This window comes from Mesorhizobium sp. B2-4-18 (genome assembly GCF_006441385.1).
Lineage (GTDB): Bacteria > Pseudomonadota > Alphaproteobacteria > Rhizobiales > Rhizobiaceae > Mesorhizobium > Mesorhizobium australicum.
The window spans coordinates 137,038-149,695 of the sequence record NZ_VFUW01000002.1 but is presented as its reverse complement, the minus strand read 5'-3'; the positions used below and the strand labels follow the sequence as shown (position 1 = coordinate 149,695).

Genomic DNA, 12,658 nt, shown 5'->3' with positions numbered 1-12,658 from the left:
GATGGCGCTTTGTTGCTAGCCCGGTGTGGCGGATTTCAGCGCGCGTCGCAAGATGCGGTCAAGTTCACCCAGGAACCGGGAACGATCCTGCGGCGCGAAGCTGGCATTGTAGCCCTTGCTCTCGCCGGTTTCGCGCAAATGCTGTTTGAGGTCCCGCATCGCCACCGCCATGCCGATCGTCTCGGGCGTGAACGGCCGCCCGGTCGGTCCAAGCACATGCGCGCCGAGCGCCACCGTGCGGGCGGCGAGCGGAATGTCCGCCGTCACCACGATGTCGTTGGGCTTGGTGTTCTCGACGATCCAGTCGTCGGCGGCATCGGCACTCTTGGAGACCACGACATTGCGGATCATCGGGTCGCGGGAGGGGCGCAGACCGCCATTGGAAACATAGGTGACGACGACGCCATGGCGCTCGGCGACCTTTTCTACCTCCGCCTTGACCGGGCAGGCGTCGGCGTCGACGTAGATGGCGGGTGCGGGCATTGTCTCTCCGGAAACGAGCAAGGGCCGGAAACATATCCGGCCCTTGCCTGAAATCTCTCGGTGGTCAGGCCGGCAGGGCGCCGGACTTCTTGGCCGTCCAGGTGGCGATATAGTCCATCAGGCCCGGATTGAGGCAGTCATAGGGTTCCAGCCCGATCGTCCTCAGCCTGCCGCGAATGCCGTCCATGCGGCTTGGGTCGACACCGGATTCAATGATCGAGGAGACGAAGGCGGTGAAGCCCGGAGGCGACCAGCCGTCTTCCTCGAAGCGCTCGGGATGGATGAAGGACAGGCCCTTGAACGGATGGTCACGCTCGACCGGTCCGTGCATGTGGACGCCGCATTGGGTGCAGGCATGACGCTGGATCAGCGCCGAGGGGTCGACCACCTTGAGCTTGTCGCCATTCTCGGTGACGGTGACATCGCCGGTGCCGGCAACGGCCACCACCGAGAACACAGCACCGTCCGGCTTCCAGCATTTGGTGCAGCCGCAGGCGTGGTTGTGGGCGATCTGGCCCTTGACCTTCACCTTGACCGGCTTGCTGGTGCAGGCGCAGACCAGCGTGCCGCCGGCAAAGCTGGCGCTCTCCTTGGGCAGCCCATTGTCGATCTTTGGATGCAGTTTCTCCGCCATTGTTTCTCTCCTCCCATGTTTCACCACAGGGGTCGCTGGCCGGATGGCCGGCGGCGTGTGGCTGTCTTTTAGTAAACCACGACACTCCGGATCGATTTGCCCTCATGCATGAGGTCGAATCCCCTGTTGATGTCCTCGAGCTTCAGCGTGTGGGTGATCATCGGGTCAATCTGGATCTTGCCGTCCATGTACCAGTCGACGATCCTGGGCACGTCGGTGCGGCCGCGCGCGCCGCCGAAGGCGGTGCCCATCCAGCTGCGGCCGGTGACCAGCTGGAACGGCCGGGTCGAAATCTCCTGGCCAGCACCGGCGACGCCGATGACGACCGACTTGCCCCAGCCGCGATGCGAGGCCTCCAGCGCCTGGCGCATGACCTTGGTGTTGCCGGTGCAGTCGAATGTGTAGTCGGCGCCGCCGATCTGGTCGGCACCGCGCTTGGTCATGTTGACGAGATAAGGCACGATGTCGCCGTCGATCTCCTTCGGATTGACGAAATGCGTCATGCCGAATCGCTCGCCCCATTCCTTCTTGTCGTTGTTCAGGTCGACACCGATGATCATGTCGGCGCCGGCAAGCTTCAGGCCCTGGATGACGTTGAGGCCGATGCCGCCGAGGCCGAAGACCACCGCTGTCGCGCCTTGCTCGACCTTGGCGGTGTTGATGACCGCACCAATACCGGTGGTGACCCCGCAGCCGATGTAGCAGATCTTGTCGAAGGGCGCGTCGGGGTTGACCTTGGCCACCGCGATCTCCGGCAGCACGGTGAAGTTGGAGAAGGTCGAGCAGCCCATGTAGTGGAAGATCTTGTCGTTGCCGATCGAAAAGCGCGACGAGCCGTCCGGCATCAACCCTTGCCCCTGGGTGGCACGGATGGCGGTGCACAGATTGGTCTTCCTCGACAAACACGACGGGCACTGACGGCATTCGGGCGTATAGAGCGGGATGACATGGTCGCCCTTCCTGACCGAGGTGACGCCCTTCCCGACATCGACGACGATGCCGGCGCCCTCATGGCCGAGGATGGCGGGAAACAGGCCTTCGGGATCGGCGCCCGACAGCGTGAATTCGTCGGTGTGGCAGATGCCGGTCGCCTTGATCTCGACCAGCACCTCGCCATCGCGCGGTCCATCAAGGTCGACCTCCATGATCTCCAGCGGCTTTCCGGCGGCGACAGCGACAGCGGCGCGGGTTTTCATCGGGCAATTCCTCCAAAGGCGATTTTGAGCCAAGGTTTCAGGTTTTGAGCTGCTCATCAACTCTCAGATGAGACGAAATCTTGGCTTTCTTGACGCAGATAGCACACCGTCGACAACCAGCCCGGCTCGGCAGGGGAGTGCGACGGAAGCATTGGGAGGGACGCCCGCCATGTCGTCCGCTGCGGCACTTGAGACCTGGCGACATAGTCCATAGAACTGAACCATCTGCCGGAGGGGAATTCTGCCCGCATGTTCACCAAAATCCTGATCGCCAATCGTGGTGAGATCGCCTGCCGCGTCATCAGGACGGCGCGCAAGATGGGCATTTCCACGGTCGCCGTCTATTCCGACGCCGATCGCGATGCCGTGCATGTCGAAATGGCCGACGAAGCGGTGCATATCGGGCCGTCGCCTGCCGCGCAGAGCTACCTCGTTCCTGAAAAGATCATCGCGGCCTGCAAGGCGACGGGCGCTCAGGCCGTGCACCCCGGCTATGGCTTCCTGTCCGAGCGAGCCGCGTTCTGCGAAGCCCTGGAAGCGGAAGGCATCGTCTTCATCGGGCCGAAACCCAGGGCAATCAAGGCGATGGGCGACAAGATCGAGTCGAAGAAATTCGCCAACGCCGCCGAGGTTTCGACGGTTCCGGGTTGGCTCGGCGTCATCGAGAATGCCGATCACGCCGAAAAGATCGCCGGCGAGATCGGCTATCCCGTGATGATCAAGGCCTCGGCCGGTGGCGGCGGCAAAGGCATGCGCATCGCCTGGGACCAGTCGGAAGTACGTGACGGATTCGACCGGGCGCGCTCGGAAGCCAAGAGTTCGTTCGGCGACGACCGTGTCTTCATCGAAAAGTTCGTGGTCGACCCGCGTCACATCGAAATCCAGGTGCTGGCCGACAGGCATGGCAACGCGCTCTATCTTGGCGAACGCGAATGCTCGATCCAGCGCCGCAATCAGAAGGTGGCGGAAGAGGCGCCATCGCCCTTCCTCGATGCCAAGACGCGCAAGGCGATGGGCGAGCAGTCGGTGGCGTTGGCCAGGGCTGTCGACTACCAGAGCGCCGGCACCGTCGAGTTCATTGTCGACAAGGACAAGAACTTCTATTTCCTTGAAATGAATACACGATTGCAGGTCGAGCATCCGGTGACCGAACTCGTCACCGGCATCGATCTGGTCGAGCAGATGATCCGCGTCGCCGCCGGCGAAAAGCTCGCCATCAAGCAGAGCGACATCAAGCTGAATGGCTGGGCGGTGGAAAGCCGGCTCTACGCCGAGGATCCCTATCGCAATTTCCTGCCGTCGATCGGCCGGCTGACACGCTACCGGCCACCCGAGGAAGGCCGCTTCGGCGAGGTCGTCATCCGCAACGACACCGGTGTCACCGAAGGCTCGGAAATCTCCATGTTCTACGATCCGATGCTGGCCAAGCTGTGCACCTGGGCGCCGACGCGGCTCGAGGCCATCGACGCCATGTCGGAAGCGCTGGACAGCTTTGTCGTCGACGGCATCGAGCACAACATACCGTTCCTGGCGGCGCTGATGCAGCATCCACGCTGGCGGGAAGGGGCGATATCGACCGGCTTCATCGCGGAGGAATATCCCGACGGTTTTGCCCCCGTCGTGCCGAACAGCGAGGAAAAAGCCGTTCTGGCATCGATCGTCACGGCCGTGGAACTGCTGCGCCGCGACCGTCTCGACCGGCTGGGCGGGCGGCTGGCGCCGCATTCGGGAGCGCTCAAGCGCGACTGGGTGGTGAAGATCGGCGAAGAGTATTTGTCGGCGTCGATCCTCGAAGGCATGATTTCCATCCCGATGGAAATGGACCTGTCCATCGATGGCGGGAAGGCGCTGACAGTTTCGTCCGATTGGCGGCCCGGCGATCTCATCTGGCGCGGCACGGTCGGCAAGCGCAGGGTTGCCGCCCAGATCCGTCCTGTCGCCAATGGCCTCCGCATCGCCTGGAAAGGCATGTCGGTGACCGCGCGCGCCATGCTGCCGCGCACCGCCGAATTGGAACGGCTGATGCCGGAGAAAATAGCGCCGGACACGTCGAAACTGCTGCTCTGCCCGATGCCGGGCCTCGTGGTGTCGATCGCCGTTGTCGAAGGCCAGGAGGTCAAGGCGGGCGAGACGCTGGCGGTGGTCGAGGCGATGAAGATGGAAAACGTTCTGCGCGCCGAGCGCGACCTCGTCGTCTCGAAACTCAACGCCAAGCCGGGCGACAGCCTGGCCGTCGACGCGGTGATCATGGAATTCGCCTGAACGGCTGGAAGCCTGTGGGTCGGTAGTCGTTTGTGCTGGACTGGTATCGCCCGGTCCCGGACAATACATCTCCATCGACTCAAGTCTTACGGACAGCGCGAGAAACCATGGCGGATGAGAGACTTCCACGCGATCCCCTGAAGCGCGAGGCCGCGATCGCAGCCGCGCGGCCGGAGGTGCCGGCGCGGCCGTTCGTCCATCTTCGCGTGCATTCGGCCTATTCGCTGCTGGAAGGCGCGCTTCAGCTTGGCAAGATCGTTGGCCATGCCGTCAAGGACGAAGCGCCGGCGATCGCGGTGACCGACACCAACAATTTGTTCGGCGCCTTGGAGTTCGCCCAGAAGGCGGTGAAGGACGGCATCCAGCCGATCATCGGCTGCCAGATCGCGCTCGCGTTTTCCGGCGAAAACAGCGACGGCCAGCGTGACCGCCGTCGGCTAGGTCCCGATATGCGGCCGGTCGTGCTGATCGCGGCGACCGAAACCGGCTATTCCAATCTGGTCCGGCTGGTCAGCCGCGTTTACCTTGAAACACCGCCCGGCGAAGCGGTGCACCTGACCACCGAAATGATGGACGGCCAATGTGACGGCCTGATTTGTCTCAGTGGCGGGCCGCGCGGCCCGATCGGCATGGCCCTGAAGGAAGATCGCCGCGATCTTGCCGAAGCGAGGCTGGTAACGCTCAAGGCGATGTTCGGCGACCGCCTCTATGTCGAGCTGGACCGGGTTTCGGGCTACGACCGGATGATCGAGAAATCCTCGATCGATCTCGCTTATGCCCATGAATTGCCGCTGGTTGCCACCAACGAGGCCTTCTTCTCGTCGCGCGACGAGTATGAGGCGCATGATGCGTTGATCGCCATCGCCGAGGGGTCGGTTGTCGCCGTCGACACCCGCCGCCGGCTGTCGCCGGACAATTTCCTGCGCAGTCAGGCCGATATGGCGAAATTGTTCGCCGACCTGCCTGAAGCCATCGACAACACTGTCGAGATCGCGCTGCGCTGCTCCTACTATCCAAAAACCCGCAGTCCGATCCTGCCGCGTTTCACGGGCGGCGATGCCTCCGACAAGGACGCCGCCGAAAAGGCCGAGGCCGAGGAACTGGCCCGTCAGGCGCGCGAGGGGCTCGATGCACGGCTCGCCCTGCACGGACCGACACCGGGCTACACGGTCGAGCAGTATCGAGAGCGGCTCGAATTCGAGCTTGGCATCATCGAGAAGATGAAATTCCCGGGCTACTTCCTGATCGTTGCCGACTTCATCAAATGGGCCAAGGCGCAAGGCATTCCGGTCGGGCCGGGGCGTGGTTCGGGCGCTGGTTCGCTGGTTGCCTATTCGACCACCATCACCGACATCGATCCGCTGCGTTTCTCGCTGCTGTTCGAACGCTTCCTCAATCCGGACCGCGTTTCGATGCCCGATTTCGACATCGATTTCTGCCAGGACCGTCGCGAAGAGGTGATCCGCTACGTCCAGCAGAAATACGGCCGCGACCAGGTCGGCCAGATCATCACTTTCGGTACGCTGCAGGCGCGCGCCGTGCTGCGCGACGTCGGCCGCGTGCTGCAGATGCCGTACGGCCAGGTCGACAAGCTGTCGAAAATGGTGCCGCAGAACCCGGCCAATCCGGTCAAGCTCGCCGACGCCATCGCCAACGAGCCGCGCTTTGCGGAGGAGGCCGAGAAAGAGCCGATCGTGCAGACGCTGCTCGACATGGCGCAGAAGCTGGAGGGCCTCTACCGCCACGCCTCGACGCACGCCGCCGGCATCGTCATTGGCGACCGACCGTTGTCGGAACTGGTGCCGATGTACCGCGATCCGCGCTCGGACATGCCTGTCACCCAGTTCAACATGAAATATGTCGAGCAGGCGGGGTTGGTGAAGTTCGACTTCCTCGGCCTGAAGACGCTGACGGTGCTGGAGACGGCCGTCAAGTTGATCCGCCGGCGCGGCATCGATATCGACCTGGCGACCATCCCGCTCGACGATCCCGAGACCTATGCGATGCTGTCGCGCGGCGAGGTGGTCGGCGTGTTCCAGGTGGAAAGTGCCGGCATGCGCAAGGCGCTGATCGGCATGCGGCCCGACTGCATCGAGGACATCATCGCGCTGGTTGCCCTCTACCGGCCGGGACCGATGGAGAACATCCCGACCTACAACGCCAGAAAGCATGGCGAGGAGGAGATGGCCTCGATCCATCCCAAGATCGACCATCTGGTGAAGGAGACGCAAGGCGTCATCGTCTACCAGGAACAGGTGATGCAGATCGCGCAGGAGCTGTCCGGCTATTCGCTTGGCGAAGCCGACCTTCTGCGGCGCGCCATGGGCAAGAAGATCCGCGCCGAGATGGACAAGCAGCGCGAACGCTTTGTCTCCGGCGCGGTCGAGCGCGGCGTCGCAAAGCCGCAAGCCGACTTCATTTTCGACCTGCTGGCAAAGTTCGCCGACTACGGTTTCAACAAGTCTCATGCGGCCGCCTACGCTGTCGTCTCCTACCAGACCGCCTATCTCAAGGCGCATTATCCGGTCGAGTTCCTGGCAGCGTCGATGACGCTAGACATGGGCAACACCGACAAGCTCGCCGACTTCCGCCAGGATGCGCTGCGCCTTGGCATCGAAGTCCTGGCGCCGTCGGTGATGACGAGTTTCCGTGCCTTCGAGGTCGGGGAGAACCGGATCTATTATTCGATGGCCGCGCTGAAGGGCGTCGGCGATGCCGCGGTGGAGCACATCGTCGCCGTTCGCGGCGAAAAGCCGTTCAAGAGCCTGGCCGATTTCTGCGAGAGGGTCGACCCGAAGATCGTCGGCAAACGGGTTTTCGAAAGCCTGATCATGGCCGGCGCGCTCGACTGCTTCGGCCACGACCGCGCCCAGATGTTGGCCGGCGTCGAGCGGATGATGGGGTTGGCGTCGCTCGCCCAGCAGAACGCCGTTTCGGGTCAGGCCGACATCTTCGGCGCCTCGCTCGGCGCACAGTCGCAGGCGCTCAATCTGCCGGCGACCGATCCGTGGCTCGCTGCCGACCGCCTGCACCGCGAGTTCCAGGTCGTCGGCTTCTATCTCTCGGCGCATCCGCTCGACGAGTACAAGGCGGCGCTGCAGAAGATGCGGGTGCAGAACTGGGCGGAGTTCTCCGCCGCCGTCAAGCGCGGTGCTTCCGCCGGCCGGCTTGCCGGCACCGTTACCAGCAAGCAGGAGCGCAAGACGCGCACCGGCAACAAGATGGGCGTGGTGGCCTTTTCGGACACCTCCGGCCAATACGAGGCCGTATTGTTTTCAGAAGGTTTGGCCCAGTATCGCGACCTCCTCGAAGCCGGCCGCTCGGTTGTCATCACTGTCGCGGCGGAGGACAGGCCCGAGGGCGTCAACCTGCGCATCAACTCCGTGCAATCGCTGGAGGACGAGGCAAGCCGCATCCAGAAGGCGCTGCGCATCTTCGTCAGGAACGATGGACCTGCCTCGATGATCCAATCCCAACTCACGCAGCGGGGTGAAAGCCAGGTGAGCATTATCGTGATCAAGGAAGAGGCGCAGGGCGAGGTCGAGATCGCTCTGCAAGGCGGCTATCGCGTCTCGCCACAGATCGCCTCGGCAATGCGCGCCGTGCCGGGCGTGATTGAAGTGGAACTGGTGTGATCTGCGCGCTTACCAGGCGGCACTCCGCGGGCCGGCACCGGCTGCTCATGCCAGCATGAAGGCCAAGGAGAGGCGCCCATCGCAGAACCTTTCCGCGACGGCGCGATTACGCGACAGGCTGCGCAGGCTCTATCACGGACGCTCGCCGGCCGCGTTCCGGTTCCAACTGGTGGCTGTCATCATCGACCTCGCCATCATCGCTTTTTTCATCGCCACCCCGGTCATCCAGCAGTCGCCCTCGTTTCTGTGGCTAGACTATGCCGTGGCGGCTCTCGTCGCCGCCGATCTGATTGCCAGGCTGCTCGCCTCCAACGACATGCTGCGCCTGATGAAGCAGCCGACCTTTTGGGTGGATGCCTTCATCCTTCTGACGCTGCTGATGCCGACGGCTCTCGCGAGCCTCGGCTTTCTGCGCATCCTGCGGCTATGGTCGCTGTCGCGCAGCGGTTCGATCTGGCGGCATTTCGAGATGCGTGGCCTGCGGCCCTGGCGCGAGGCAAGCCACGCGGTGATCAACCTTTTGACCTTTCTCTTTGTCATCACGGGCTTCGTTTACACGTTCTTTTTTCGCAACGGAGCCGGACTGGAAAACTACATCGACGCGCTTTACTTCACCGTCGCGACCGTGACGACGACAGGCTTCGGAGACATCGTGCTGCCGGGCATCGCCGGCAAGCTGACGGCGATCGTAACCATGATCATCGGCATATCGCTGTTCGTCAGGCTGGCGCAGGCGATCTTTCGGCCGGCCAAGGTGTTCTTTCCCTGTCCGCAATGCGGGTTGCAGCGTCACGAGCCGGACGCCGTACACTGCAAGGCGTGCGGACACGTGCTCAACATTCCAGACGAAGGGAACTGACTGGCAACGCTATGACGCCGCGACTTCTGCCGGCTTGACTGCCTTGCGCTGCAAGTTGAGCAGATTGCCCATCAGGATCAGCAATGCACCGCCAGCGGTGAAGGCGTCGATCTGCTCGCTGTAAAGCAGCCAGCCGATGAGCGCCGACAACGGTACACGCAGGAAATCCATCGGCGAAATGACGGTGGCGTCGGCATAGCCAAGCGCACGGGCCATGCAAAAATGCGAGGACATGCCGGTGAAGGCGATCAGCACGATCCATGGCCACAGTTCCAGCGGCGGGTTGCGCCACTCGTAAAGGGCTGGAACGAGGCCGACCACCGACTGGATGATCAGCATCCAGAAGATGATGCGCACGACGCTGTCCGTCCGCGTCAGCGACTTGACCAGGACCACCGAGATGCCGAAGCAAACCGCGGCGCCGAGCACGATGAGATGGCCCGGATCGACCGAGTCCACACCGGGACGAACGATGATCACCACCCCGATCAGGCCCAGTACGATCGCGGCAAGCTTTGGCCGGGACAACCTTTCACCAAGAAAGCTCACCGCCAAGATAGCCGTCCAGATCGGTGTGGTGAATTCGATCGAAATCAGCACGGCCAACGGAATCAAGGTCAATGCGTAGAGCCATGCCGCCTGCCCGGTATAGTGGATGACGTTTCTGGCGATATGAGCGACGGGCCGCTGCGTGCGCATCGCCGCGAAGCCGCCGCTCATCATCACCAGCGGCAGCAGAATGAAGAACCCGATGACCGAGCGCAGTTCCAGCACCTGGAAGACGTTGAGCTCGGCGGTCGTGGCGCGGCCGGCGACCGACATCGCCAGGAACGAGGCGATCGACAGCGCCATCCAGAAAGCGGCCTTGGGGATCGAGGGGGTAGGTGCCATGTCAGCTATCTCGCAAGCCGGGGTTTTTGCCGCAACCACTAGCCGCCGCATTTGACTGGGCCAGAGATATTGACGCGACGTTGCAAAACGGCCCTGTCGCGGGCGGAACCTGACATGGCAAGCCGCGTTGAGTCGCGATGTCCGCCTGAGCATCACCGATCGCCGTTCCACCCGTCACAAGGAGACCTTCGATGACATTACTCACGCGGTTTGTGCTTGCCGGGTGCCTGGCTGTCGCGGCCACAGCCGCGCATGCGGACGAGAGCAAATTTCTCCAATCCTTCAAGGGCAATTTCGCCGGCAAGGGAACCGTTCAGGTGACGACGCAGGCGCCAACGGTCAGCGTTTCCTGCACGTTCAAATCGAATGCGACATCGTCTTCGCTGTCCCTCGACGGCAATTGCCGCGGCCTGATCCTGGTGACACGCGCCATCAGTGCTCGCCTGAAGACCAGCGGCGCCAAATACAGCGGTGTCTATGTGGGATCGCGCACCGGACCGGCGCAGTTGAACGGAAGCCGTTCCGGCAATGCGATAAACCTCGCCATCCGCTGGGCCAAGGAGGTCAATGGCGACCGCGCCGCGCAGCTTACCGTGCAGAAAAACGGTGCGGAGGGCATAGTCTTGACCGTGGTCGACCGCGATCCCAAGACCGGCAAGAGCGTGGTGACCAGCCGCATCGATCTTCGACGCAGCTGATCGGGTTCAATCTTCCAGCGGCTCCGGCGGATGGGCGTCGCGGCCCTTGCCGAAGGTGTAGCCGGTTTGCACCGCCTTGCGGCCGAACTTGTCGCGTAGTGCATCGATGGCGCCTTCGGCCATGGCGCGCTTGCGCGACTGCACATCGACCAAATCCGGCGGATCGGCCTTGTCGTCGTCGGAGAGGTCGCTGACGCCGATGCCGAGCAATCGGAATTTCGTTCCGTCGGTCTCCTTGCGAAGAAGTTCCACGCCGGTCGAAAAGATGCGGTCGGCGAGGCGGGTCGGGTCGCCGAGCTGACGGTTGCGCGTGCGCAGCCTGAAGTCCTGGGTCTTCAGCTTCAGCACCACGGTGCGCCCCGCAATGCCTGATTTCTTCAGCCTCGCCGAGACTTTTTCCGAAAGGCCCCTCAGCACCGAGACAAGCTCGTCCAGTGAGGCGATATCGGTGTCGAAAGTGGTTTCGGCCGATACGCTCTTGGCGTCCTGGTCTGGGTCGACGCGGCGGACATCCTCACCGCGCGAAAGCCGGTAGAGCCGTTCGCCCATCACCCCATAGCGGCGCATCAGGTCGCCACGCTCCATCTTCTGGAGCTGGCCGATCGTGCGGATGCCATCCTGTTCCAGCGTGGCGTTGAACGCCTTGCCGACGCCCCAGATCATGGTCACCGGCTGCGTGGCCAGAAAGCCGACCGCCTCCGCCTCGCCGATGACGGAAAAGCCGCGCGGTTTGCGGAAATCGGACGCTATCTTGGCGAGGAATTTGCAATAGGACAGGCCTGATGAAACGGTGATGCCGATCTCCTTCTCCACCGCCAGCGAAAAGCGCGCCAGCACCACGGCCGGTGGCAGTCCGTGCAGGCGCTCGGTGCCGGCGAGGTCGAGGAAGGCCTCATCGATCGACAACGGCTCGACCAGCGGTGTCAAAGCCTGCATCATGGCGCGCACCTCGCGGCCGACGGCCACGTACTTTTCCATGTTGGGCGCGATCACGACCGCCTCCGGGCAGGCCTCGAGCGCCTTGAACATCGGCATGGCGGAGCGCACGCCGCGGATGCGAGCGATGTAGCAGGCGGTGGAGACGACACCGCGCTTGCCGCCGCCGATGATCAGCGGCTTGTCCTTGAGCGCAGGGTTGTCGCGCTTCTCGATGGCCGCGTAGAAGGCGTCGCAATCGATATGGGCAAGGTGCAGCCGGTAAAGCTCGGGATGGCGGGCAAGACGAGGGCTGCCGCAGCGTTCGCAACGGCGCGTTTCACTGCGCTGAAAGGTCAGGCAGTCACGACAAAAACCGTGGTCGGGATTGTTGACAGGGGTCGCCATCGCTGCGAACATAAAGAGAACAGAGCCAATGGTACGACAGCGCAAGGCCAGCGACAAGCCTGGCCTGGGGAGAACGCATGAGCACGACCGTAGTGCCGCTGGCGCCAGAGCTCTGGCCTGAATTCGAGGACCTTTTCGGCAAGCAGGGCGCCTGCTACGGCTGCTGGTGTACGCATTTCCGGCTGGCGCCGGCGGCGCGGCGCGAGAGCAGCCGTGAACGCAACAAGGATCACATCAAGGCGCGCATCGAAGCCGGCCCGCCGCCCGGCCTGCTGGCTTTCGAGGACGGCAAGGCGGTCGGCTGGATGCAGATCGGGCCACGCGCCGACGTGCCCGAATGGAACAACAAGGGCAGGGGCTCGGCGCCGATCGATCCCGCCGACGCGTCCGATCCGGCCGTTTGGGCGATCTCGTGCTTTTTCATCCGCGCCAAGGCGCGCGGCAGGGGCATCACGCACCGCCTCGTCGAAGGCGGCATCGAGTTCGCCCGCAGGAACGGGGCGCGGCTCGTAGAGGCCTGCCCGATCGACCTGTCGCGCGATTCGCGTTCGATCGGCCTGTTTGTCGGGTCATCGGGAGTGTTCGAGAAAGCCGGGTTCGAAAGGCTTGTGGAGCGCAAGGCCGGTCGGCCGCTGATGCGGCTGGTGTTGAAGCCGATTGCCTGACTGTCATCGTCT

The 12,658-nt window shown here is 63.3% G+C and carries 10 protein-coding genes; 5 read left to right on the top strand and 5 right to left on the bottom strand.

The features are described from left to right. Positions 1-15: 15 nt before the first annotated feature. The 3 genes from FJ527_RS04230 to FJ527_RS04220 all read right to left on the bottom strand — a co-directional run bounded on the left by FJ527_RS04230 (position 16) and on the right by FJ527_RS04220 (position 2,313). Positions 16-483: a YaiI/YqxD family protein gene (locus FJ527_RS04230; RefSeq protein WP_015317609.1), complete on the bottom strand. Its 468-nt coding sequence runs from the start codon at positions 481-483 to the stop codon at positions 16-18. Between the two features lie 64 nt (positions 484-547). Next, positions 548-1,117 carry an S-(hydroxymethyl)glutathione synthase gene (gfa, locus tag FJ527_RS04225; protein WP_015317610.1) on the bottom strand — a complete coding sequence of 190 codons (570 nt, stop codon included), beginning with the start codon at positions 1,115-1,117 and terminating at the stop codon, positions 548-550. A gap of 68 nt (positions 1,118-1,185) precedes the next feature. After that, entirely contained in the window at positions 1,186-2,313 is a 1,128-nt protein-coding gene (locus FJ527_RS04220) for an S-(hydroxymethyl)glutathione dehydrogenase/class III alcohol dehydrogenase (protein ID WP_140821855.1), read from the bottom strand. Between the two features lie 249 nt (positions 2,314-2,562). Here FJ527_RS04220 and FJ527_RS04215 point away from each other — a divergent pair, with 249 nt between their 5' ends. The 3 genes from FJ527_RS04215 to FJ527_RS04205 all read left to right on the top strand — a co-directional run bounded on the left by FJ527_RS04215 (position 2,563) and on the right by FJ527_RS04205 (position 9,069). Continuing rightward, entirely contained in the window at positions 2,563-4,575 is a 2,013-nt protein-coding gene (locus FJ527_RS04215) for an acetyl/propionyl/methylcrotonyl-CoA carboxylase subunit alpha (RefSeq protein ID WP_140821853.1), read from the top strand. A gap of 107 nt (positions 4,576-4,682) precedes the next feature. Then, positions 4,683-8,210, top strand: a complete 3,528-nt coding sequence (dnaE, locus tag FJ527_RS04210) for a DNA polymerase III subunit alpha (protein ID WP_140821850.1) — start codon at positions 4,683-4,685, stop codon at positions 8,208-8,210. A 55-nt stretch (positions 8,211-8,265) separates the two neighbouring features. Next, positions 8,266-9,069 carry a potassium channel family protein gene (locus FJ527_RS04205; protein WP_140723585.1) on the top strand — a complete coding sequence of 268 codons (804 nt, stop codon included), beginning with the start codon at positions 8,266-8,268 and terminating at the stop codon, positions 9,067-9,069. 9 nt (positions 9,070-9,078) lie between these two features. Here FJ527_RS04205 and FJ527_RS04200 read toward each other — a convergent pair whose 3' ends face one another. Next, positions 9,079-9,960: a DMT family transporter gene (locus FJ527_RS04200; RefSeq protein ID WP_140821848.1), complete on the bottom strand. Its 882-nt coding sequence runs from the start codon at positions 9,958-9,960 to the stop codon at positions 9,079-9,081. 191 nt (positions 9,961-10,151) lie between these two features. Between FJ527_RS04200 and FJ527_RS04195 the strand changes: the two genes are divergently transcribed. Next, positions 10,152-10,658 carry a hypothetical protein gene (locus FJ527_RS04195; protein ID WP_140821846.1) on the top strand — a complete coding sequence of 169 codons (507 nt, stop codon included), beginning with the start codon at positions 10,152-10,154 and terminating at the stop codon, positions 10,656-10,658. Positions 10,659-10,664: 6 nt separating this feature from the next. Here FJ527_RS04195 and FJ527_RS04190 read toward each other — a convergent pair whose 3' ends face one another. Further along, positions 10,665-11,993, bottom strand: a complete 1,329-nt coding sequence (locus tag FJ527_RS04190) for a DNA polymerase IV (protein ID WP_041163442.1) — start codon at positions 11,991-11,993, stop codon at positions 10,665-10,667. 65 nt (positions 11,994-12,058) lie between these two features. On the opposite strand from FJ527_RS04190, the gene FJ527_RS04185 reads away from it, so the two are divergent. After that, entirely contained in the window at positions 12,059-12,646 is a 588-nt protein-coding gene (locus tag FJ527_RS04185; protein ID WP_015317617.1) for a GNAT family N-acetyltransferase, read from the top strand. Positions 12,647-12,658 lie beyond the last annotated feature (12 nt).